At 67.0% G+C, this 22,765-nt stretch carries 22 protein-coding genes; 15 read left to right on the top strand and 7 right to left on the bottom strand.

Going from position 1 to position 22,765, the window contains the following annotated elements; translation table 11 throughout:
* Window positions 1-196: 196 nt before the first annotated feature.
* Both pgl and zwf read right to left on the bottom strand, forming a co-directional pair.
* Window positions 197-901, bottom strand: coding sequence for a 6-phosphogluconolactonase (pgl, locus tag AC1DQK_RS04700; protein ID WP_477867921.1), 705 nt, complete (start codon window positions 899-901; stop codon window positions 197-199).
* A 31-nt stretch (window positions 902-932) separates the two neighbouring features.
* Complete coding sequence (zwf, locus tag AC1DQK_RS04695; protein ID WP_477867919.1) at window positions 933-2,390, bottom strand: glucose-6-phosphate dehydrogenase; 1,458 nt, start codon at window positions 2,388-2,390, stop codon at window positions 933-935.
* Between the two features lie 161 nt (window positions 2,391-2,551).
* Here zwf and AC1DQK_RS04690 point away from each other — a divergent pair, with 161 nt between their 5' ends.
* The 3 genes from AC1DQK_RS04690 (at window position 2,552) to AC1DQK_RS04680 (ending at window position 6,770) form a co-directional block, all read left to right on the top strand.
* On the top strand, window positions 2,552-3,334 hold the full coding sequence (locus tag AC1DQK_RS04690) for a GNAT family N-acetyltransferase (RefSeq protein WP_477867917.1): 783 nt from the start codon (window positions 2,552-2,554) through the stop codon (window positions 3,332-3,334).
* Window positions 3,335-3,404: 70 nt separating this feature from the next.
* On the top strand, window positions 3,405-5,429 hold the full coding sequence (locus tag AC1DQK_RS04685) for a TonB-dependent receptor plug domain-containing protein (protein ID WP_477867915.1): 2,025 nt from the start codon (window positions 3,405-3,407) through the stop codon (window positions 5,427-5,429).
* A 63-nt stretch (window positions 5,430-5,492) separates the two neighbouring features.
* The gene (locus AC1DQK_RS04680) at window positions 5,493-6,770 is read left to right on the top strand and encodes a dicarboxylate/amino acid:cation symporter (protein ID WP_477867913.1); all 1,278 of its coding nucleotides are present in this window, start codon (window positions 5,493-5,495) and stop codon (window positions 6,768-6,770) included.
* Window positions 6,771-6,776: 6 nt separating this feature from the next.
* Here AC1DQK_RS04680 and AC1DQK_RS04675 read toward each other — a convergent pair whose 3' ends face one another.
* Entirely contained in the window at window positions 6,777-7,073 is a 297-nt protein-coding gene (locus AC1DQK_RS04675; protein ID WP_477867911.1) for a hypothetical protein, read from the bottom strand.
* A 250-nt stretch (window positions 7,074-7,323) separates the two neighbouring features.
* Window positions 7,324-8,166, bottom strand: coding sequence for a pantoate--beta-alanine ligase (panC, locus tag AC1DQK_RS04670; RefSeq protein ID WP_477867909.1), 843 nt, complete (start codon window positions 8,164-8,166; stop codon window positions 7,324-7,326).
* Window positions 8,167-8,279: 113 nt separating this feature from the next.
* On the opposite strand from panC, the gene AC1DQK_RS04665 reads away from it, so the two are divergent.
* The 4 genes from AC1DQK_RS04665 to AC1DQK_RS04650 all read left to right on the top strand — a co-directional run bounded on the left by AC1DQK_RS04665 (window position 8,280) and on the right by AC1DQK_RS04650 (window position 13,427).
* Window positions 8,280-9,071: a division plane positioning ATPase MipZ gene (locus AC1DQK_RS04665; protein ID WP_477867907.1), complete on the top strand. Its 792-nt coding sequence runs from the start codon at window positions 8,280-8,282 to the stop codon at window positions 9,069-9,071.
* Window positions 9,041-9,466 (top strand): J domain-containing protein, encoded by a 426-nt coding sequence (locus tag AC1DQK_RS04660; RefSeq protein ID WP_477867905.1) that lies wholly within the window; start codon window positions 9,041-9,043, stop codon window positions 9,464-9,466. The genes AC1DQK_RS04665 and AC1DQK_RS04660 overlap by 31 nt, the downstream gene beginning before the upstream one ends.
* Before the next feature lie 45 nt (window positions 9,467-9,511).
* Entirely contained in the window at window positions 9,512-10,894 is a 1,383-nt protein-coding gene (pgmG, locus tag AC1DQK_RS04655) for a phosphoglucomutase/phosphomannomutase PgmG (protein WP_477867903.1), read from the top strand.
* Between the two features lie 127 nt (window positions 10,895-11,021).
* Window positions 11,022-13,427, top strand: coding sequence for a ligase-associated DNA damage response DEXH box helicase (locus AC1DQK_RS04650; protein WP_477867901.1), 2,406 nt, complete (start codon window positions 11,022-11,024; stop codon window positions 13,425-13,427).
* A gap of 31 nt (window positions 13,428-13,458) precedes the next feature.
* On the opposite strand, the gene AC1DQK_RS04645 is transcribed toward AC1DQK_RS04650, so the two are convergent.
* Window positions 13,459-13,956, bottom strand: coding sequence for a hypothetical protein (locus AC1DQK_RS04645; RefSeq protein ID WP_477867899.1), 498 nt, complete (start codon window positions 13,954-13,956; stop codon window positions 13,459-13,461).
* A 141-nt stretch (window positions 13,957-14,097) separates the two neighbouring features.
* On the opposite strand from AC1DQK_RS04645, the gene AC1DQK_RS04640 reads away from it, so the two are divergent.
* From AC1DQK_RS04640 to AC1DQK_RS04625, 4 genes are all read left to right on the top strand, one after another.
* Complete coding sequence (locus AC1DQK_RS04640) at window positions 14,098-14,667, top strand: outer membrane protein (RefSeq protein WP_477867897.1); 570 nt, start codon at window positions 14,098-14,100, stop codon at window positions 14,665-14,667.
* Window positions 14,668-14,852: 185 nt separating this feature from the next.
* Window positions 14,853-15,968 (top strand): DNA polymerase III subunit beta, encoded by a 1,116-nt coding sequence (gene dnaN / locus AC1DQK_RS04635; protein WP_477867895.1) that lies wholly within the window; start codon window positions 14,853-14,855, stop codon window positions 15,966-15,968.
* 50 nt (window positions 15,969-16,018) lie between these two features.
* A complete protein-coding gene (locus AC1DQK_RS04630) occupies window positions 16,019-16,975 on the top strand; it encodes a glutaminase (protein WP_477867893.1) in 957 nt (318 codons plus the stop codon).
* Window positions 16,976-17,270: 295 nt separating this feature from the next.
* Window positions 17,271-17,885, top strand: a complete 615-nt coding sequence (locus tag AC1DQK_RS04625; protein WP_477867891.1) for a DedA family protein — start codon at window positions 17,271-17,273, stop codon at window positions 17,883-17,885.
* On the opposite strand, the gene AC1DQK_RS04620 is transcribed toward AC1DQK_RS04625, so the two are convergent.
* Window positions 17,865-18,656 (bottom strand): DODA-type extradiol aromatic ring-opening family dioxygenase, encoded by a 792-nt coding sequence (locus tag AC1DQK_RS04620; RefSeq protein ID WP_477867889.1) that lies wholly within the window; start codon window positions 18,654-18,656, stop codon window positions 17,865-17,867. The two genes, AC1DQK_RS04625 and AC1DQK_RS04620, sit on opposite strands and share 21 nt — an antisense overlap.
* 160 nt (window positions 18,657-18,816) lie before the next feature.
* Here AC1DQK_RS04620 and AC1DQK_RS04615 point away from each other — a divergent pair, with 160 nt between their 5' ends.
* Window positions 18,817-19,203, top strand: a complete 387-nt coding sequence (locus AC1DQK_RS04615; protein WP_477867887.1) for a hypothetical protein — start codon at window positions 18,817-18,819, stop codon at window positions 19,201-19,203.
* A 10-nt stretch (window positions 19,204-19,213) separates the two neighbouring features.
* Here the strand turns inward: AC1DQK_RS04615 and AC1DQK_RS04610 are convergent, their stop codons facing one another.
* Window positions 19,214-19,684 carry a TlpA family protein disulfide reductase gene (locus tag AC1DQK_RS04610; RefSeq protein ID WP_477867885.1) on the bottom strand — a complete coding sequence of 157 codons (471 nt, stop codon included), beginning with the start codon at window positions 19,682-19,684 and terminating at the stop codon, window positions 19,214-19,216.
* Between the two features lie 97 nt (window positions 19,685-19,781).
* Between AC1DQK_RS04610 and argH the strand changes: the two genes are divergently transcribed.
* The 3 genes from argH (at window position 19,782) to lysA (ending at window position 22,762) form a co-directional block, all read left to right on the top strand.
* Window positions 19,782-21,161, top strand: a complete 1,380-nt coding sequence (gene argH, locus AC1DQK_RS04605) for an argininosuccinate lyase (protein WP_477867883.1) — start codon at window positions 19,782-19,784, stop codon at window positions 21,159-21,161.
* Entirely contained in the window at window positions 21,158-21,403 is a 246-nt protein-coding gene (locus AC1DQK_RS04600) for a hypothetical protein (protein ID WP_477867881.1), read from the top strand. Before argH ends, AC1DQK_RS04600 begins: the two co-directional genes overlap by 4 nt.
* Before the next feature lie 87 nt (window positions 21,404-21,490).
* The gene (gene lysA, locus AC1DQK_RS04595; RefSeq protein WP_477867879.1) at window positions 21,491-22,762 is read left to right on the top strand and encodes a diaminopimelate decarboxylase; all 1,272 of its coding nucleotides are present in this window, start codon (window positions 21,491-21,493) and stop codon (window positions 22,760-22,762) included.
* Window positions 22,763-22,765 lie beyond the last annotated feature (3 nt).

Genomic DNA, 22,765 nt, shown 5'->3' with positions numbered 1-22,765 from the left:
ACTCCTTCGCTTAGGGCCGTACCCAACGCCCGTTCGTCCCGAGCGAAGTCGAGGGACCCGCCTGAGCAAAGCGAAGGCTCCTCGCTGCCGCTCGGAGGGGTGTCTCGACTTCATCCATCTGGATGAAGTTCATCCTGAGCGCCTGCCTTGCAGGCAGTCGAAGGGCTCGACACGAACGGAGTTACGGTCGGCACGATCATTCGCTCCAGTGAATATCGATCGCCTGCTCGGCATCCGCCAGCACTCGCCCGACCGGGATCGTCGACGACGCGCCGTCCTTGATCGCGCGTTCGAGCAGCCTGCGCTTCTCGGAACCGGTGAGCACCAGCATCAGCGTGCGCGCCGACAGTATCGCCGCCTTGGTCAGCGTCACGCGCGCGACCGGGGCTTCGGCAGGCAGGGGATCGGGCAGCACGCCGACCGCGCGGCGCACCTTCGGGCCATTGAGCGCCTCATCGAGATCGGGGCCCGGGAAGATCGACGCGGTGTGGCCATCGGCACCGACGCCGAGCCAGACCAGATCGGGCGGCCAGTGCAGTTCCTGCAGACGGGCGTCGGCCGCCTTGCCGGCCATGCGGTGATCGGCGGCCTTGTCGGTGGTGATCGGCAGCACCCGCGCGCCCTTGGGCAGGAACGCCTTCGCGATCAGCGCGGCGTTGGACAATGGATCGGTCATCGCCACCAGCCGGTCGTCGGTCGGGATGATCGTCACCCGCTTCCAGTCGATCTTGGCCTTGGCGAGTTTCTCGAAGATCGGCCCCGGGGTCTTGCCGCCGGGCAGCGCGATCAGCGCCTGGCCGCGCGCGTCGAGCGCCGATTCGATGATGAAGCCGACATCGCCCGCCACCGCATCGGCAAGCTCGGCCGCATCGTCATAGTCCCACCATTCGGCTTCGATCATTCCTGGATCCTCATTGGTTTTCCCCGTCGCTCTAGTCGTGCCATGTCACGCCGTCGCGCTCCGTGAGCGCGATCGCCGCCGATGGCCCCCAGGTGCCGGCGGTATAAGGGCGCGGTTTCAGCCCGTTGGCCGCCCAGCCATCGCGAATGGCATCGACCCATTCCCACTGTGCCTCGACCTCGTCGCGCCGCACGAACAGCGTCTGGTCGCCCTCGACCAGATCGAGCAGCAGCCGCTCATAGGCGATGCGGCGGCGGGTGTCGGCGAAGGCGTTGGGCATCGAGATATCCAGCGGCACTTCCCTCAGCCTTATTCCGTCGCGGTCCAGGCCCGGCTCCTTGGACATCAGCAACAGCCGGACATTCTCGTCGGGCTGCAAACGGATGATCAGCTTGTTGGGTTGCAGCACCGCGCCGCGCGGATCGAAGATCGAGTGCGGCACCCCTTTGAACTGGATGAAGATCTCCGACTGACGGCTCGGCAGCCGCTTGCCGGTGCGCAGGTAGAAGGGCACGCCCTTCCAGCGCCAATTGTCGATATTGGCCTTGATCGCGACGAAAGTCTCGGTGTCCGATGGCTTGCCGAGCTCGTCGACATAGCCGGGCACCGCGCCGCCCGCCATCGCGCCGGGGCCATATTGGCCGATCACGCTATGGGTCGCCGCGGTCTTGCGATCGATCGGGCGCAGCGAGCGCAGCACCTTGACCTTCTCGTCGCGCACCGCGGTCGCGTTGAACTGGGCAGGCGGCTCCATCGCCACCATGGCGACGAGCTGGAGCATGTGATTCTGGACCATGTCCCGGATCGCCCCGGCGCCGTCGTAGAAGCCCACCCGGCCTTCCAGCCCGACCGTCTCGGAGACGGTGATCTGGACATGCTCGATACCGCCTTCCTGCCACAGCGGCTCGAACAGGCTGTTGGCGAAGCGCAGCGCGAGCAGGTTCTGGACGGTTTCCTTGCCGAGATAATGATCGATCCGGAAGATCCGCTCCTCCGGGAAGACCGCGGCGACCGCGTCGTTGATCAGCCGGCTTGACGCCATGTCGTAGCCCAGCGGCTTCTCGAGGCCGATGCGGACGCCGCCACCGGCCAGCCCGGCCTTGGCGAGGCCGTTGATCGTCGCCCCGAACAGCGAGGGCGCGGTCGACAGGAAGATCGACAGGCCCTTCTCGGTCGATCCCACCGCCTGGGCGAGCGCCACGAAGTCCGCCTCGTTCGAGGCGTCCACCGGCACATAGCTGAGCCGGGCGATGAAGCTGGACAGCGTGTCCTCCTGCAGCCGTTCCGCGGGCACGAAGCGTCGCAGCGCCGTCTCCGTGAAGGTGCGGAAGGCGGCATCGTCATGGCTGCTGCGCGCCGTGGCGACGATCGCGAGATCGGCCGGCAACAGCCCCTCCGCTGCGAGGCCGTAGAGCGAAGGAAGGAGCATGCGCTGCGAAAGATCGCCGGTCGCGCCGAACAGGAGCAGCTTCTCGCTGGGTAAAGTCACCAATCTTTCCCTTTTCCGTCGCTGCCCCGCGCGCGTGACATTCGGTTCGTGCCCGTCACGGCTCTCGAACGCCCTTGTAGCAAAAGCATCGCGAGGCGGTAGCCGCCATGTCGCATCGCCGCATTATTTGCGGGTGCCATTGTTGCACCAAGGGGACGGGCATGTCGGAATCGATCGAAATTCGCGAGCGCAGGCTCACGGTAAGATTGGCGGCGGGCGAGGCCGACGTGGTTGCGGCGCAGCGGCTGCGCCACGATATCTTCTTCCGTGACCTGGGGGCCGGCGGCCACGACGGCGGCGAAGGGCGCGACGTCGATCCCTATGACATGCTGTGCGATCACCTGCTGGTCGAGGATCATGCCCGCCGCTTCAGCCCGGTGGTCGGCACATATCGGCTGCTCCGCCAGACGGTGGCGGAGGCGCATGACGGTTTCTATTCGGCGCGGGAATTCGACCTGTCCCGGGTGCTGGGCCATGCGCGCCGCGAAGGGGTCGAACTGCTCGAACTGGGCCGCTCCTGCGTCGATGCCCGCTATCGCGACGCCGGCACGATCCAGCTGCTGTGGCGCGGCATCGCCGATTATCTCCAGGCCCATCGAATCGGCTATATGTTCGGCTGCGGCAGCTTCCCGGGCACAGATCCGGCCGAACATGCTGCCGGCCTGTCGTTGCTCGCGCATGACCATCTCGCGCCGTTCGACGTGCGAGCCGAGGCGATCGGCGCCGATGCCATCCCGCTCGCGAGCCTGCCGATCGGCGGCTATGACCCACGGCACGCGCTCCGCCGCCTGCCGCCGCTGATCAAGGCCTATCTGCGCGTCGGTGCCGAACTTGGCGACGGCGCCTATATCGACCATGCGTTCAACACCATCGACGTGTTCGTGATGATGCCGGTGGCGCGGATCGCGTCGCGTTATGCGCAGCGTTTCGAAGTGGCGGCCTGACCGTCGACTGCAATTTTCGATTGACGCCACCGCTATTGGGTGATGAGCGCCCGCGATCACAGCGGGGTGGATGATCGTGCGCCAGTTTATCCGAGCAAGTTTGACGGCGGCGTGTGCCGCCTTGTCCCTTACGCCCGCATTGGCCGCAGACAGCGACGAGATCGTCGTCACCGGCCAGGGTCTCCCCGCATCGCCCGGCGACGCGGCCTATGACGTGATCAGCATCGATCGCAGCCGGCTCGAAATGTCCGCGAGCGGCCGCATGGAGGATATCCTGCGCGATGCCGCGGGCTTCCAGCAGTTCCGCCGCTCCGACGCGCGCTCAGCACATCCGACGAGCCAGGGCGCCACCCTGCGCGGGCTCGGCGGCAATGCCTCGACCCGCGCCTTGATCCTGCTCGACGGGGTGCCGGTGATCGATCCGTTCGGCGGCTGGGTAAGCTGGGCTGCGCTGGATCCGGCGCGGATCGGCCATGTCCGGGTGATGCGTGGCGGCGGCAGCGGCGTCCATGGCCCCGGCGCGCTGGCCGGGACGATCGAGCTGGCGAGCATCTCCGCCGAGGAGGCGCCGCCGCTGAGCGCCGGGGTCGCCTATGGCAGCCGCGAGTCGATCGACGCCGACGGCACCGTGACGGCGAAGCTCGGCGGCGGCTTCGCGATGCTGTCGGGCGGCTATGCGCGCGGGGACGGCTTCATCCCCGTGGTCGCCGAGGATCGCGGGCCGATCGACCGCGCCGCCCGCTACAGGCAGAGCCGGCTGGCCGCGCGCGCGGTGATCCCGGTCAACAGCGAGACCGAGCTGCAGGCGAACGGCTCCTTCCTGCTCGACCGGCGCGACCGGGGCGTGCCCTTCACCGGCAATTCCAACCTGGCCGTCGACAGTTCGCTGCGGCTGGTCGGCCATGGCGCATGGGGCTGGGAAGCGACCGCCTGGCTGCAGCACCGCGAGTTTTCCAGCGGTTTCGCCAGCATCGGCGCGGGCCGGGCGACGGTCAGCGAATCGCTCGACCAATATAATGTCCCGGCGAACGGCGTCGGCGCGCGGCTCGAGGTTCGGCCCGCGATCGGCGCGGGCAGGACGCTGCGGCTGGGCGGCGACGTCCGCCATGTCAGCGGCCGCACCGAGGAGCGGGTGTTCTCGACCAATGTCAACCGGCTCGCCGGCGGCAGCCAGACGATCTACGGCGCCTTTGCCGAAGCCGCGGTCCTCCCGCTCGACACGCTGACCCTGACCGCGAGCGGCCGGATCGACCATTGGCAGCTGCGCGATGGCCGGCGGACCGAGGTCAGCCGCGCGACCGGTGCGCTGGTCGCGGCCAACAGCGCCGCCTATCCCGACCGCTCGGGCAGCGAGGCGACCGGCCGCGCCGGCATTGCCTGGAAACCGCGCGGCGCAATCACGGTGCGGGCCGCCGCCTATACCGGCTGGCGGCTGCCGACGCTCAACGAACTCTACCGGCCATTCCGGGCCGGCAGCGACTCGACGATCGCCAATCCGCTGCTCGATCCCGAACGGATCAAGGGCATCGAGGGCGGCCTCGAATATCAGCCGCTGCCCGGCTGGCGGCTGGCGGCCACGCTCTTCTCGAACCGGCTCGACGATGCGATCTCCAACGTCACGATCGCGCCCAACACCCGCAGACGCCAGAATGTCGACGCGGTCCGCAGCCGCGGCGTGGAGATCGATGGCCAGGCCATGCTCGGCGAGTGGCGGCTGCAGGCGAGCTACTTGCATATCGCCCCCCGCGTCCGGGCGAGCGGCGCGGCGCTGGCGCTCGACGGGCTGCGCCCGGCGCAGACCCCGCGCGACCAGGGCAGCGCCTCGATCGAATGGAACCGCCCGGGCTTCGCCCGGATCGGCGGCACGCTGCGTTATATCGGCCGCCAATATGAAGACGACCAGAATAGCCGCATCCTCGATGATGCGCTGACCTTCGACGCCGTGGCTTCGGCGCCGCTCGGCATCGGGCTGACCGCCGAGGTGCGGGGCGAAAATCTCGCCGACAAGCGGGTCGAGGCAACGGTTGGCGCCGACGGCACCGTCGAGCGCGCCACGCCCCGGACGCTCTGGGTGGCGCTGCGCTACGAGATGTAGCGTCTCGTCCTTGGCAGGGAGGAGGAATTCGCGCATTCTCGACCGACAGGGGGGAGGATTTCCATGATCGTCGACAGCGAGACCGCGCTCCCGGTCCATCCGCCGTTCTGGCGCTCGCTCTATGCCCAGGTGCTCACCGCGATCGCGCTGGGCGTGCTGCTCGGCTGGCTTGCCCCCGATATCGGCGCGCAGCTGAAGCCGCTGGGCGACGCCTTCATCAAACTGGTCAAGATGATCATCGCGCCGGTGATCTTCCTGACGGTGGTCACCGGCATCGCCGGCCTGCGGCAGCTCGGCGATCTCGGCCGGGTAGCGGCCAAGACCTTCGGCTATTTCCTGGTCATGTCGACTTTCGCGCTGATCGTCGGGCTGGTGGTCGCCAACGTCGTGCAGCCGGGCGCCGGCATGCACATCGCGCCCGCCGCGCTCGATGCGAGCCATGTCACCGAATATGCCGAGAAGGCGCACGACCAGACGCTGATCGGATTCCTCACCAACATCATCCCGACCACGCTGGTCTCGGCCTTGACCGAGGGCGAGATCCTGCAGGTGCTGTTCGTCGCGATCCTGTTCGGCATCGCCCTGTCGCTGAGCGGCGAACGCGGCGCACCGCTGCTCGACCTGCTCGAGCGGCTGACCGCGGTGGTGTTCCGGCTGGTCGCGATCCTGATGAAGGCGGCGCCGATCGGCGCGTTCGGGGCGATGGCCTTCACCATCGGCAAATTCGGGGTCGGCGCGCTCGCCAATCTCGGCGGGCTGATCCTCTGCTTCTACCTGACCTCGCTGTTCTTCGTGCTGGTCGTGCTGGGGCTGGTGTCCTGGGCGGCCGGATTCTCGATCTTCAGGCTGATCGCCTATCTGAAGGACGAGCTGCTGCTGGTGCTCGGCACCTCCTCGTCGGAAAGCGCTCTGCCCAACCTGATCGCCAAGATGGAGCGGGCGGGCTGCGACAAGCCGGTGGTCGGACTGGTGGTGCCGACCGGCTATTCGTTCAACCTGGACGGCACCAATATCTACATGACGCTGGCGGCGCTGTTCATCGCCCAGGCCTGCGACGTCCACCTGTCGCTGGGCGAGCAGATCAGCCTGCTGCTGCTGGCGATGATCTCGTCCAAGGGCGCGGCCGGGGTGACCGGCGCGGGCTTCATCACCCTGGCGGCAACGCTGTCGATCGTCCCCTCGGTGCCGGTGGCGGGCATGGCCCTGATCCTCGGGATCGACCGCTTCATGTCGGAATGCCGCAGCCTGACCAATTTCGTCGGCAATGCGGTGGCGACGGTGGTGGTCGCGCGCTGGGAGGGCGCGGTGGACCGGGAGCAGCTCAGGGCCGCGCTGGGCTGAGGTCCCTCAGGCGGCCAGCCGGTTCGCGAAGCCCAGCATCGCCCGCGCCTGGCGCTGCGCCTCGATGATCTCGCGCGCGGTCATGTCCTCGGCGATCTCGGCGCGGCATTCCATCGCACGGCTGTTGCCGCCAACGGCCGCGATGTTGAACCATTTATGGGCTGCGATCAGATCGAGCGGGCAACCGTCGGCACCCGCCGAGAAGGAGACGCCCAGCTCGAAGCAGGCATCGATGTCGCCCGACATCGCGTCCCGCAAGCGGGATTCGGTGAGGAACTGCTGCGACTTGAGACTGTGAGTCATACCTCGCTCCCATCAACCTGGGAGCGTGGCGATCCTTGCTGCGGTCCACGTCCCACAAGGGTTAACGGCGCGATGAGGACGAGCTTTAGGGATGTTCCTCATTCCTCCCTCGCCGTGCCCGGAGAGCTAGAGCCTGATCGTTTGAGATGGAAGCGCATCGCGCTTCCGTCGAGAGCGTGAATCAGGCTCTCATCTATGGTTTAGACCTTGATTCACGGTTCAGGCTGATTCAGCCTGGACCGATCAAGGTCTAGGCTGGACGTACCGCGAGGTTATCGATCAGCCGCGTCCGGCCGAGCTTCGCGGCGGCGAGCAGCCGCGCCGGCGCTTTGAGCTGTTCGACCGGTTCGAGCGTCGTTGCGTCGACCAGCGCGACATAGTCGATCGGGTCGAAACCAGCATCTGCCAGGCGGGCGACGGCCGTCGCAAGCACCGTCCCGACATCGCCGCCGCGTTCGATCGCCGCCGCGGCTTCTCCCAGCGCACGCGGCAGGGCGCGTGCGGCGATGCGCTCATCGGGGGTGAGATAGGCGTTGCGCGAGGAGAGGGCGAGGCCGTCATCGTCGCGCTGGGTGGGCACGCCGACGATCTCGATCGGCATGTCGAGATCGGCGGTGAAGCGCCGGATCACCGCAAGCTGCTGGAAATCCTTCTCGCCAAAGAAGGCCGCATCCGGCTGCACCTGCTGGAACAGCTTGGTCACCACCGTCGCCACCCCGGCGAAATGCCCCGGCCGGGCGGCGCCATCCCAACGATCGCTGACGCCGCCGACGCCGATGCTGGTCGCAAAGCCGGCCGGATACATGGTGACGACATCGGGCGCCCACAGCACAGCGGCGCTGGCCGCTTCGAGCAGCGCGGCGTCGGCGGTCTCGCGCCGGGGATAGGCATCGAGATCCTCGGTCGGGGCGAACTGGGTGGGATTGACGAAGATCGACGCCACCACCTGGAATCCGCGCGCGCGCGCCGCGTCGACCAGCGCGATATGGCCGGCGTGCAGCGCCCCCATGGTGGGAACCAGCGCGACTTTGCCACTTATCCGCAATTTTGCGGTGGCGGAGCGGAGATCGGCTATGTTCCGAACGATTTCCACCGACTATAGACCCCGTTTGAATATGTGCCGCTAACGTCGAACGCGGTGTGAGACCGCTCCTTGGACAAGGCCGGCCGCGGGATCAAGCGCGGTGCGGTAAAGGGATAGTAGCTTTGCCAAATGCCCATCTGATCGTCTTCGCCAACGAAAAGGGCGGATCGGGGAAATCGACCACCTCGGTGCATGTCGCGGTGGCGCTCGCCGCCGCCGGCAAGCGGGTTGCCGCGATCGACCTCGACACCCGCCAGCGCACGCTGAGCCGCTATTTCGAAAACCGGATCGCGACCGAGCGCCGCACCGGCACCGCGCTCGCGACACCGAGCTTCGAAACCTTCGATTCGGCGCGCGGCCACGTCCTGCTCGACATGATCGCCGGCTTCTCGGCCGACCACGACATCGTGGTGATCGACACGCCGGGTCGCGACGACGAACATGCCCGCGCCGCGATCGAGCGCGCCGACACGCTGGTCACGCCGATCAACGACAGCTTCGTCGACCTCGACCTGATCGGCCAGGTCGATCCCGAAACCTTCAAGGTGCGCCGCCCCAGCTTCTATGCCGAACTGGTGTGGGAGGCCCGCAAGGCGCGCGGCCGGGTCGATGGCGGCACCGTCGACTGGGTGCTGCTGCGCAACCGTCTCCAGCATCTCGAGGCGCGCAACATGCGCCGCGTTGCGGACGCGATGCAGGATCTTGCCAAACGGGTCGGCTTCCGGGTGATCCCGGGCCTGTCCGAACGCGTCATCTACCGCGAGCTTTTCCCGAAGGGGTTGACGCTGCTCGATCTCAAGGCGATCGGCGGCGATGCCGGCATCGCCCATGTCGCGGCGCGGCAGGAGCTGCGCGAGATGGTATCCGGCCTTGCGCTGTCGCAATGGCCGCAGCATCAGGCAGCCGCCGGGTGATCCTCGCGCTGCTGGTGGCCGGCGCGGTCGCCTGGTGGACCTGGGGGCGCGGGCTCGATCGCAATCAACTGTTCGCCGGCGCCTCGGCGCTTGCCGGGCTCGGATTGCTGGCCAAGGGCGATCCGTGGCTGGCGATCCTGCTGTTCCTGCCGGCGATATGGTTGGTCGCGCGCAGCCAGGCTCGCCCGCTCTCGTCGCGCGCGATGGACCCGGACGAGGCCCGCCGGGTGCTCGGCCTGTCGGACGGGGCGGATGCCGACAGCATTCGCGCCGCGCATCGGCGGCTGGTAACGCGGGTCCATCCCGACCAGGGCGGCTCGGCCGACCTCGCCGGACGGGTCAACGCGGCACGCGACATCTTGCTGGCGGAACTGGCGAAGCGCTATCCACGTTGAGCCGCCGCCACTCGGCTCGCCCTTTTTCCCTATATGGAGGCCAATTTGACCCATCGCTTCGACCCGACCTCGCTGCGCGAATATGACATTCGCGGGATCGTGGGGACGACGCTGGGAACCGCCGATGCCTATGCGATCGGCCGCGGCTTCGCCAGCCATGTCCGCCGCGCCGGCGGCACCCGCGTCGCGGTCGGCTGGGACGGGCGGGTCTCGTCCGAGGCGCTGCGCGACGAACTGGTGCGCGGACTGACCGAGAGCGGCGTGGACGTCGTCCGCATCGGCCTCGGCCCCACCCCCATGCTCTATTTCGCCGAAGCGACGCTCGAGGTCGACGGCGGCATCCAGATCACCGGCAGCCACAACCCGGCCGACTATAACGGTTTCAAGATGGTGCTCCACCACAAGCCCTTCTTCGCCGGGCAGATCCAGTCGATCGGGCAGATGGCGGCCGACCGCGACTGGGAAGAGGGCGAAGGCACGGTCAGCGACGCCTTTGTCGAGGATCTCTATGTCGACCGGCTGGTGCAGGATTTCAGCGGCAGCGCGTTCAGGATCGGCTGGGACAATGGCAATGGCGCGGGCGGGCGCATCCTGGAGAAGCTGGTCCGCCGCATTCCCGGCGATCACCATGTCCTCTATGCCGAGATCGACGGCCGCTTCCCGAACCATCATCCCGATCCGACCGAGGAAAAGAATCTCGCGGACCTGAAGAAGCTCGTCGCCGACAAGGGCCTCGACTTCGGCATCGCCTTCGACGGCGACGCCGACCGGATCGGCGCGGTCGACGGGCAGGGCCGGGTGGTGTGGGGCGACCAGATCCTCTCGATCCTAGCCGAACCGGTGCTGCAGGACGTGCCCGGCGGCACGATCATCGCCGACGTGAAGGCCAGCCAGGCGCTGTTCGACCGCGTTGCCGAGCTGGGCGGCACGCCCTGCATGTGGAAGACCGGACACAGCCTGATCAAGGTCAAGATGGCCGAGACCGGCAGTCCGCTGGCCGGCGAGATGTCCGGCCATATCTTCTTCAAGCATCGCTGGTACGGCTTCGACGACGCGCTCTATTCGGCGGTGCGCCTGATCGAGGCGGTGAGCCAGCTCGGCGGATCGCTGACAGCGCTCAAGGACAAGATGCCGAAGCTCGTCAACACGCCCGAGCTGCGCTTCCAGGTCGACGAGAGCCGCAAGTTCAAGGTGATCGACGAGGTGCTCGAACGCCTCGAAGCCAGCGGCGCGACCGTCGATCGCACCGACGGCGCGCGGGTCAACACGCCCGATGGCTGGTGGCTGCTGCGCGCCTCGAACACCCAGGACGTGCTCGTCGCCCGCGCCGAGGCGAAGGACCAGCCGGCGCTCGACCGGCTGCTCGCGATGATCGACGAGCAGCTCGCGGCATCTGGCTTGGAACGCGGCCCGCAGGCGGGGCATTGAGCCCATCCCGCCTCTTTATGCCGTCATGCTGAACTCGTTTCAGCATCCACTCATCGGCGAGAGCGATTCGCCAAGCGGAAGAGTGGACCCTGAAACAAGTTCAGGGTGACGGACTTGATGGGTACGCATGGCTGATCTGCCCCAGCCGCTGGAAAACTGGTTTGCCGCGAAAGGCTGGGGCCCGCGCCGGCATCAGCTCGACATGCTCGCCGCCGCCAGGGAAGGCCGTGATGCGCTGCTCGTCGCGCCGACCGGATCGGGCAAGACGCTCGCCGGTTTCCTGCCCACGCTCGCGGAGCTGATCGAAACTCCACAGGAAGGGCTGCACAGCCTCTATGTCTCGCCGCTCAAGGCGCTCGCGGTCGACGTCCAGCGCAACCTGCTGACGCCGATCGAGGAGATGGGGCTCGATATCCGGGTCGAGACCCGCACCGGCGACACGCCCGCCGACCGCAAGGCGCGGCAGCGGGTAAAGCCGCCGCAGATCCTGCTGACGACCCCCGAATCGCTGAGCCTGCTGCTCTCCTATCCGGAGAGCGCGGCGCTGTTCGCGACCTTGAAGACGATCGTGATCGACGAGGTCCACGCCTTCGCCACGACCAAGCGCGGCGACCTGCTCGCGCTGGCGATCGCCCGGATCTCGACGCTGGCGCCCGACATGCGCCGGGTCGCGCTCTCCGCCACCATCGCCGATGTCGATGCCTATCGCGGCTGGCTGTCGGGCGATGGCGATTATGAGCAGGTAGCGCTGGTCGAGGGCGAGCCCGGCGCCCCGCCCCGGATTGACATCCTCATCCCGGAAGGGCGCATCCCCTGGGCCGGCCATTCCGGGCGCTATGCCGCCGAGCAGGTGATGGCCGAGATCGAGACCCACAAGACGACGATCATCTTCTGCAACACCCGCAGCCTCGCCGAGCTGATCTTCCAGGACCTGTGGAAGGCCAATGCGATGGGGCTGCCGATCGGCATCCACCATGGCTCGCTGTCGAAGGAGGCGCGCCGCAAGGTCGAGGCGGCGATGGCGGAGGGACGGCTGCGCGCACTGGTCGCCACCGCCAGCCTCGATCTCGGCGTCGACTGGGGCGATGTCGATCTCGTCATCCAGATGGGCGCGCCCAAGGGCGCGTCGCGGCTGCTGCAGCGGATCGGCCGCGCCAACCACCGGCTCGACGAACCGAGCGAGGCGGTGATCGTGCCCGGCAACCGCTTCGAGTATCTCGAGGGTCGGGCCGCCCTCGACGCGATCGAGGCGGGCGATCTCGACAATGAGCCGTTCCGCGCCGGCAGCCTCGACGTGCTCGCCCAGCATGTGATGGCGGTAGCCTGCGCCGGACCGTTCCGAGCGGAGGACATGCTCGCCGAGGTCAACCGCGCCGCGCCCTATGCAATCCTGGGCCAGGATCAGTTCGACCGGGTCCTCACCTATATCGCCAATGGCGGCTATGCGCTTAAGGCCTACGACAAATATCGCCGGCTGACCCGCACGCCCGACGGGCTGTGGCGGATCAGCCACCCCAATTTCGCACACCAGCACCGGCTCAACGCCGGCATCATCGTCGAGGCGCCGATGCTCGACGTCCGCTTCAAGAACGGCCGCTCGCTCGGCAAGGTCGAGGAGGGGTTCGGCGTCACCCTGTCGCCCGGCGACTGTTTCTTCTTCATGGGCCTGGCGCTCGAGGTGCTGAAGATCGACCTCACCGACCTGATCGTCCGCGCCACGTCGAAGCCCGCGCGCATCCCTACCTATGGCGGCGCCCGGATGCCGATCTCGACCCATCTCGCCGATAGGGTGCGTGCCTACCTCCACGATCCATCGCAATGGCCGCGATTCCCCGACGATGTCCGCGAATGGCTCGAAGTGCAGGGCCGTCGCTCGCGCCTGCCCGCTCCCGACGAGCTGCTGGTCGAGACCTTCCCGCACGAAAAGCGGCATTATATGGTGATCTACAGCTTCGAGGGCTGGAACGCGCACCAGTCGCTCGGCATGCTGCTGACCCGCCGGATGGAGAGCATGGGCCTGTCGCCGCTCGGCTTCGTGTCGAGCGACTATGCGATCGCCACCTATTCGCTCGAACCTGTCGCCGATCCTGCCGGCCTGTTCTCCGCGGACATATTGGAGGAGGAGTTCGTCGACTGGGTCGAGCGCTCGGCGCTGCTCAAGCGCGCCTTCCGCGAGGTGGCGGTGATCGGGGGGCTGGTCGAGCGCCAGCATCCCGGCAAGAAGAAGTCGGGCCGGCAGGTCACCTTCTCGACCGACCTTATCTACGACGTGCTGCGCCGCTACGAGCCCGACCATCTGCTGCTCGATGCCGCCTGGGCCGATGCCCGCGCCAAGATGACCGATGTCGGGCGGCTCGGCGCGCTGATCGAGCGCGCGGCGGAAAAGATCGTACATGTGAAGCTCGATCGCGTCTCCCCGCTGGCGGTGCCGGTGCTGGTGCTGATCGGCCGCGAGACGGTGGCGCAGGGGCTGGCCGACGACGTGCTGCTGATCGAGGCCGATGCGCTGGCGGCGGTGGCGATGCGGGAGTGACCTTCAACCCTCCGCCCGCGGGAGAGGAAGTTCAGCGCCGCGCGCAGCCAATCGCCGCCGCGTCGATCGCGGTCGCGACGCCCTTGAGCAGGTAGCCGTCGGATCGGTCGCGGCCTTCCTTCGACACCCACGCCACCCGCATCGACGTCCCGCTGCGCATCGCCGCGATGATCGCGGCGTCGGCGCGCGGGTCGGGCGCCCAGGCATCGAGGCTTGCCGCCACCAGCGGGAAGCTCCTGTCGCCGAAGATCAGGCGGATCGGGCTGTTGCGCGCCCGCGGCTCGCGCAGGCGGAAATGGACCTGCCCGTTGACGTGCTGGCGCGGCCAGATTGCGACCGAGGCGAAGCTCTGCCAGTGGCCGCCACCGCGCCGTTCGGGGGCCGCGATCGCATAGCAGCGCGGCGGCTCGGCGTCGCGAAAGGCGCCCCAGCCGGAAAAAATTCCTAGCGCGACCCGGCCCGGCGGCGCGGCCGAAACGAGCAGCGGCAGGCAAAGCAGCCCCCAAATCCGGACCCCGATTCTTGTCAACCCCAACCTTTCGAAAGTGGCAGAAATGCAACATTTTTCGTTGTTTATGTGAGGTTCATGCAACCGCCTTCGGGTTCGTGCACTAGGCCCCCCACGTCCCCAACATCTTTCCGGGGACGAGGTTATAGATGGAGTTATACAATGCGTAGCATCGTTGTCGCCGCCCTCTTCGCGGCCAGCGCAGCAGCCCCCGCCCTTGCCCAGGACAAGGCGCCCTTCACCGGAGCCCGCGTCGAAGGCCTTGCCGGCTGGGACCGCGTGTCCAACAACGGGCATGATGACGGCGTCCACTATGGATTGGGTGCCGGCTATGATTTCCAGACAGGGATGGGCCTGGTCGGCGTCGAGGCGGAAGCTTCGGATTCGGACGTTCGCACCTGCGCCGGTTCCACGACCGTCGCGGATCCGCGCATCTGCGCCAAGGCGGGCCGCGACCTCTATGTCGGCGGCCGCATCGGCACTGTCGTTGGCGGCAAGACGCTGCTTTACGCAAAGGCCGGCTATACCAACGCCCAGGCCAAGCTGACCGCCAATGACGGCACCACCCGCACCACCTTGGGCAAGACCAACCTCGACGGCGTCCGCGTCGGCGCAGGTGCGGAATATGCGCTCGGCACCAACGCCTTCGTGAAGGCCGAATATCGCTATTCCAACTATGAGAATGGCTTCTCGCGCAACCAGGTCGTCGGCGGCTTCGGCTTCCGCTTCTGATCGGAGGCGCGAGCCGCCGAGGAAGGGCCGGATCGCGGGAGATCCGGCCCTTTTTCGTGTCTGCGGCGCCAGCGGCGCGGACGAACGGGATTTATCCCCGGCCAATCGCACCTTTGCACTGGCGAGGCGGCAAAGCCGCGCTATAACCGGGTTCCATTTGAACAGCGGGGATGCCGGGGCAATCCATGAAGGCAACGATCGAACGCGCGACGCTTCTGAAAAGCCTGGGGCATGTCCAGTCGGTGGTCGAACGCCGCAATACGATTCCCATCCTGTCCAACGTCCTGATCGAGGCGACCGCCGAAGGCACGCTCAGGCTGATGGCGACCGACCTCGATCTGCAGATCGTCGAGGTGGTGGCGGCCGCGATCGACCAGCCGGGCGCGATCACCGTATCGGCGCACACGCTGTTCGACATCGCCCGCAAGCTGCCGGAGGGCAGCCAGGTCCAGCTGTCCGCCGCCGATGGCAAGATGTTGGTCGTCGCCGGCCGCGCGCGGTTCAACCTGCAGACGCTGCCGAAGGACGATTTCCCGATGATCGCCGAAGGCGAGCTGCCGACGAAGTTCGAGCTGCCCGCCGAGACGCTCAAGCAGCTGATCGACAAGACGCGCTTCGCGATCTCGACCGAAGAGACCCGCTATTATCTCAACGGCATCTTCTTCCACGTCCAGGACGACGGCGTCGCGCCGGTGCTCAAGGCAGCGGCCACCGATGGGCACCGCCTCGCCCGCGTCACCATCGCCCGCCCCGACGGCGCGGAGGGGATGCCCGACATCATCATCCCGCGGAAATGCGTGGGCGAGCTGCGCAAGCTGCTCGACGAGGTCGACGGCTCGGTCGACATCTCGCTGTCGTCGACCAAGATCCGCTTCGGCCTCGGCACCGCGATCCTGACCTCCAAGCTGATCGACGGCACCTTTCCCGATTATAACCGGGTGATCCCGACCGCCAACGACAAGCTGCTCAAGCTCGATCCGAAGAGCTTCATGGAGGGCGTCGACCGCGTCGCCACGATCGCGTCGGAGAAGACCCGCGCCGTCAAGATGGCGCTCGACCGAGACAAGATCACGCTGTCGGTGACCAGCCCCGAAAACGGCACCGCCGCCGAGGAAGTCTCCGGCGACTATAGCGCCACGGGCTTCGAGATCGGCTTCAACGCGCGCTACCTGCTCGATATCCTCGGGCAGATCGAAGGCGACACGGTCGAGGTCCATTTGGCCGACGCCGCAGCGCCGACGCTGATCCGCGAAAACGACAAGGCGTCCGCGCTCTACGTCCTCATGCCGATGCGGGTCTGACGCCGCGGCGCCACGAGAATAGCTGTTTCCACCGGGGGGGAGGGACTGACATGCCGCTGACGGTCGCTCCCGATCTGGATGCGCTCGTCCGTCGCATCGCCGATGAAATGGCGGCCCATGAGGATCGCGGCAAGGTCGCCGACTATATTCCCGGCCTCGCCCGGGTCGATCCCAAGCATTTCGGGATCGCCATCGCCACCCATGATGGCAGAATGCATGCGGCCGGCGACGCCGACATGTCCTTCTCGATCCAGTCGGTATCGAAGGTGTTCGCGCTGACGATGGCGCTGGGCAAGGTCGGCGACGCGCTGTGGAAGCGGGTCGGCCGCGAGCCGTCGGGCAACGCCTTCAATTCGATCGTCCAGCTCGAGGCCGAGCATGGCATTCCGCGCAATCCCTTCATCAACGCCGGCGCGATCGTCGTGTCGGACGTGGTGCTGGCCGGGCACGAGCCCAAGGAAGCCATCGCCGAGATATTGCGCTTCATGCGTGAGGTCAGTGGTGACGACAGCATCACCATCGACAATGAAGTGGCGCAGGGCGAAGCCGACACCGGCTTCCGCAACGCCGCGCTCGCCAATTACATGCGGGCCTTCGGCAATCTCCACCATCCGGTCGATCAGGTGCTGGGCGTCTATTTTCACCAATGCGCGCTGGCGATGAATTGCAAGCAGCTGGCGATGGCCGGCCGCTACCTGATGCTCGAAGGCCAGCATCCCGATACGGGCTTCAACGTCGTGTCGCCGATGCGCGCGCGCCGGATCAACGCGCTGATGATGCTGTGCGGCCATTATGACGGCTCGGGCGAGTTCGCCTTCCGCGTCGGCATTCCGGGCAAGTCGGGCGTCGGCGGCGGAATATTGACGGTGGTGCCCGGCGTCGCCTCGATCGCCGTCTGGTCGCCGGGGCTGAACGACCGCGGCAATTCCACACTGGGGTCGCTGGCGCTGGAACGCCTCGCAGTGGCAACCGGCTGGTCGGTCTTCAACCAGCGCGAGCCGGGCTAGACTCGATCCAATTCAGATTGAACCGGATCGAGTCTAGATTTTGTCCGTTTTCCGTGATTTCCGAGCCGGCAGATGACTCCATCTGCCTCGAAATCACTCTAAAGCTCACCAGACCTTTGACAGAGCATGATTCACGCTTTCGGCGGAAGCGCAACGCGCTTCCACGTCAAACGATCATGCTCTAGGCGCTTCATCGACAGGCGGGCCCGCGCCGGGATGACGTGGCCGGCCGGAGCCGCTATGTCGGCTCGCGCTTCAGGCGCAGCACCTCCCTCGCATCGGGCATTACGGACATATGGGTTTCGGTCAGCTCGTGCAGGACATCGGCCCCTGGGCCATCGCGCTGGGCGCGGGCTTCGAAGGCGAAACCGCCGCGATCGCCGGCGGGGTGATGGCGCATCGCGGCATCTTTCCGGCCTGGGCCGCATTCCTCGCCACCGCCTTCGGCGCCTTCTTCGCCGACGAGCTGTTCTTCCAGGTCGGCCGCCGCTTCAGGGACCGGCCCTTCGTCACCCATGCCCGCCAGAAGCCCGCCTTCGCGCGGGCGGTCGGCTTCATCGAGCGCTATCCCACCGCCTATATCCTGATCTTCCGCTTCCTCTACGGATTGCGCACGGTGAGCCCCATCGCGATCGGGCTGACCTCTATTCCGCTCCGGCGCTTCGCCGCGCTCAATGCGCTGGCCTGCATCCTCTGGTCGGCGGTGTTCACCACCATCGGCTTCATGTTCGGTCCGGCGGTGGATCATATGCTGGCCGCGCTCGCGCCCTACAAGACCGAGCTGATGATCGCCTTTCCGATCCCCGGGACCTGCTTCCTGCTCTGGCTGCTTTGGCGCCGGCGGCAACAGAAGCGGCGCGAACGGCTCAACGAGCCATTTCACCTGCCGTCAATCGAAGCGGAATCCTGAGATCATCGTGTCCGCGACCATATCCCCATAGACACGCTGGCCGGGGCCGTCCGACGCGCCGGCCGCGACCATCAGCGGCAGCAGATGCTCCTCGCGCGGGTGGGCGAGGCGCGCCGCCGGAGCATTGACCCACCCGCCAAGGCCTGCCTCGCGATCGGCCGGCGCGCCCTCGACGACAGCGCTCAGCCAGTCGTCGAAGACCAGCGACGGCTCGGCCGCTTCGGCGCGGCGATACGCCGACAGGTTGTGAAAACTCATGCCCGCGCCCAGGATCAGTACCCCCTCATCGCGCAGCGGCCGGAGCGCACGCCCGGCGCGATAGGCGAGGACAGGATCAAGCCGCATGTCGAGCGACATCTCCACCACGGGCACGTCGGCTTCCGGGAAGGCGACCTTCAGCGGCACGAACACGCCATGATCGAGGCCGCGGTCCGGATCGATGGCCGAGTCATATCCTCCCGCCCGCAGCAACCCCGCCGCGCGCTCGGCCAGCGCCGGATCGCCGGGCACATCGTAGCGCAGTTCATAGGTGTGCGGCGGAAAGCCACTATAATCGAAGATCAGCGAAGGCCGCGTGGCGGCGGTGAACCGGAAGCCGTCGGTTTCCCAATGCCCCGAGACGATCAGGATCGCCTTGGGCCGTTCCGGCAGCAGCCCCGGCAGGCCGCGCAGGAACGCCGCCATCCGGGTCCAGAGTCCGGCGGGATCGTCCATGAAAAAACAGGGACCGCCGCCATGCGGGATATAGAGGCTGGGTTGACGCTGGCTCATGACGACAAGATGGCGTGGTGGAATCGTTATTCAACCGCTTCTTGATGTCTGGCAGCCGGGCGAGCCGGCGGGCCGACACCGGAGCCGCCGACGCAAACGGCCGATGGCGTAAGCATTATGTAAATCTTTCCGGCCTAAGCCTTAAGCAAGGAGAGGGCGAATGTTCGCATTTAGAACCGACGAGCAAAAGCGGCTCGTATGTATGGCAATCTCGGGCATCCTGTCGGTCGAAGAGGCCGACAGGCTCACCGCAGAGCTGGTCGCCAACGCCTCCACGGCTCGCCGCAGGTTCGGATCCTTCCGGTTTCTCGTCGATGCGCGCGAGTCTCTGGTACAGCCGACTGCCACCATGAGCCGCTTCAAATCACCCGATGAAGTGCTCGAAGGCCCCGATGATCGCTATGCGATCGTGCTGGGCTCGATGCTGGCGAAGATGCAAACCGATCGATTGACATCTGACGATCGGATGAAATCATTCCTCTCGGTGGATAGCGCCGAAGCCTGGTTGTCGGCCCAAGCGGCCACCCGCGGGACAACGACGCAATAGCGGCGGCCCTTCAGCGTCCCGCTCCCACGCCATCATCGATCAGCTTCTTCGCCGGCGCGCCGTTCCAGTCCATCGCGCCATAGACCCGCCACAGCTCCTTGCCCCGGGCATCGAAGAATATCGTCGTCGGCAAGGTTTCGGTACCGAACGCGGTCATCAGCACATTCTGCTGGTCGGCATATTGCGAAAGCGCCTTGAACCCCTTTTTCTGGAAGAAGGGCGCGATCACCTTGGCGCCCTCCAGGTCCTGGCTGACCGTGATCAGGCGAAAGCGGTCCGCCTCCTTCGCGGCGATCACATCGAGCGCCGGCATCTCCGCAATGCACGGCGCGCACCAGGTCGCCCAGAGGTTGACCATCAGCGGCTTGCCGCGAAACTGGGTGAGAGTCGCCGGTCCGCCGCCGGGGGCGCTGAACGGAATCGCGGGCATTTCCTTGCCGCGCTGCGATATATCGACCCTGCCGACCGATTCAGCGGGCACCCCGCCTTGCGGGGGGCTTTGCGGTTTACTATCGCAGGCGGCCAGCGCCAATGCGAGGAGACAGGCGATCAACGGCCGCACGGATAACTCCAACAAGATGTGGGGAGGGCGCTTCGCTGAAGGGCCCGCCGCGGTGATGCGCGAGATTAACGCTTCGATACCCTTCGACAAGCGGCTTTGGCAGCAGGACATCGCCGGGTCAAAGGCGCATGTCGCCATGCTCGCCCGACAGAAGATCGTCAGCGAAGCCGATGCCGCCGCAATCTCCGGCGGGCTGGACAGGATCGCCGAGGAATATCGCACCGAGGGCGTGCCGGTCGACCTGGCCCTCGAAGACATCCACATGGCGACCGAGGGGCGGCTTGCAGAACTGATCGGCGCGCCCGCCGGCCGGCTTCACACCGCGCGTTCGCGCAACGACCAGGTGGCGACCGACTTCAAGCTGTGGGTGCGCGACGCCATCGACGCGGTCGACGCCGGGCTAGCCGCGCTGCAGGCGGCGCTGGTCACCCGCGCCGGCGAGCATACCGCCAGCGTGATGCCGGGCTTCACCCATCTGCAGGTTGCCCAGCCCGTCACCCTCGGCCACCATTTGATGGCCTATTATGAGATGGTGTCGCGCGACCGCAGCCGCTTCGCCGATGCCCGCGCGCGGCTCAATCGCTCGCCGCTCGGCGCGGCCGCGCTGGCCGGTACCGGCTTTCCGATCGACCGCGAGATGACGGCCAAGGCGCTCGGCTTCGACGGCCCCACCGCCAATTCGCTCGATTCGGTGTCCGACCGCGATTTCGCGCTCGATTACCTGATGGCGGCAACCCAGCTGAGCCTGCACCTGTCACGGCTGGCCGAGGAGTTCATCATCTGGGCCAGCCAGCCCTATGGCTTCGTCAAGCTGCCCGACAGCTACTCGACCGGCTCGTCGATCATGCCGCAGAAGCGCAATCCCGACGCAGCCGAGCTCGTGCGCGGCCATTCCGGCCGCATCGCCGGCTGCATGACGGCGCTGGTGATGACGATGAAGGGCCTGCCGCTCGCCTATTCGAAGGACATGCAGGACGACAAACCGCCGGTGTTCGAAGCGCACGACCTGCTCGCGCTGTCGATCGCGGCGATGACCGGAATGATCGAGACCTGCGAGTTCGTCGTGCCGCGGCTGCGCGCCGCCGCCGAAGCGGGCTTCTCGACCGCGACCGACCTGGCCGACTGGCTGGTGCGGGTCGCCGACATCCCCTTCCGTGAGGCGCACCACATCACCGGGACCGCGGTGAAGCTGGCCGAGCGCGAAGGGCTGGCGCTCGACAAATTGCCGATCGAGGCGCTGCGGGCGATAGACGCCCGGATCGACGACCGCGTATATGCGGCGCTGTCGGTCGACGCATCGGTGGCAAGCCGCGCGAGCCATGGCGGTACCGCCCCCGAACAGGTCCGCGCGCGCATAGCCGAGGCCCGGGCGGCATTGGGATTGGACCGCGAATGAAGACCCGCACGATCCTCGCCGCGCTGGCGCTGCTCAGCTTGGCCGCCTGCGGCAAGCGCGATGCGCTGCACCCCGCCGGTGGCCAGGCATTGCCGCCCAAACCGGCGACCGCGGCCGCGCAGCCGAGCGTCGACCAGCTGCTGACGCCGCCGGTCGAGACGCGCCCCGGCCGCAGCGACGACGTGCTGCGCCGCTCGGAGGAACGCCCGGACGATCGCTTCAACCTGCCGCCTCCGGGGTGATCGCGGCCGTCAGCGACCGCATCAGGCCTTGCCATGCTCTCCTGAGATCCCGGCTTTGGCTGGGATGACGGGAATAACAGGACTCCCATGGACCATTTCAACATCAAGGACGGCGTCCTCCACGCCGAAGACGTGCCCCTGCCGGCGATCGCCGATGCCGTCGGTACGCCCGTCTACGTATATTCGACGGCGACGATCGAGCGCCACGTCGCGGTCTTCAAGGCAGCGTTGGCCGAGGTGGAGTCCGGCCCCGAGGGGCCGCTCATCGCCTTTGCGGTAAAGGCCAATCCAAACCGCGCGGTTCTCGCGACGATGGCGCGCGCCGGGCTCGGCGCCGATGTCGTGTCGAGCGGGGAACTGCTGCGCGCCCGCGCCGCCGGCGTGCCGGCAGGCAGGATCGTGTTCTCGGGCGTCGGCAAGACCGCTGAAGAGATGCGGCTCGCGCTTGGCGAAGGCATCTTCCAGTTCAACATCGAGTCCGAACCCGAAGCCGAGATGCTGTCCGAGGTCGCGACGGCGATGGGGGTGAAGGCGCCGATCGCCTTCCGCATCAACCCAAATGTCGTCGCCGGCACCCATGCCAAGATCTCGACCGGCGGCTCGGAGGACAAATTCGGCGTCGCCTATGATCGCGCGCTCCGAGCCTATGCCCGCGCGGCCGAGCTGCCGGGCCTGGAGATTCGTGGCGTGGCCGTCCATATCGGCAGCCAGCTGACCGATCTCGGCCCATCGCGTGCCGCCTTCGAGAAGATCGGCGCGCTGATCGCCGAGCTGCGCGCCGCCGGCCATGCCATCGCCACCGCCGATCTGGGCGGCGGGCTGGGCGTGCCCTATGATCCCGCCAAGCCGATCCCGCCGCTGCCCGCAACCTATGGTGCGATGGTGGGCGAGGTGACGCGCGGCTGGAAGGTGCGGCTGCTGTTCGAGCCCGGCCGTGTCATCGTCGGCAATGCGGGCGTGCTGCTCAGCCGCGTGATTCGCGTCAAGCAGGGCGTCACCGATCCCTTCGTCATCGTCGATGCCGCGATGAACGACCTGATGCGGCCCAGCCTATACGACGCCTGGCACGACATCCGCGGGGTTACGCCCAATGGTGGCACTATGACGGCCAACATCGTCGGCCCCATCTGTGAAAGCGGCGATACATTCGCCAAGAAGCGGGTTATGAACCATGTCGAACCGGGCGACCTCGTCACCTTCATGACGGCGGGTGCCTATGGCGCGACGATGGCCAACACCTATAATTCGAGGGCGCTGACCCCCGAAGTCCTGGTCCATGGCGACCAGTGGGCGGTGGTCAGGGAGAGGCAGCCGATCGAGGTGCTGATAGCAGGCGACAAGCTGCCGCCATGGATCTGAATC

The sequence above is a fragment of the Rhizorhabdus sp. P4_G5 genome (assembly GCF_056401065.1).
This window is presented reverse-complemented; position numbering and strand designations above follow the sequence as displayed.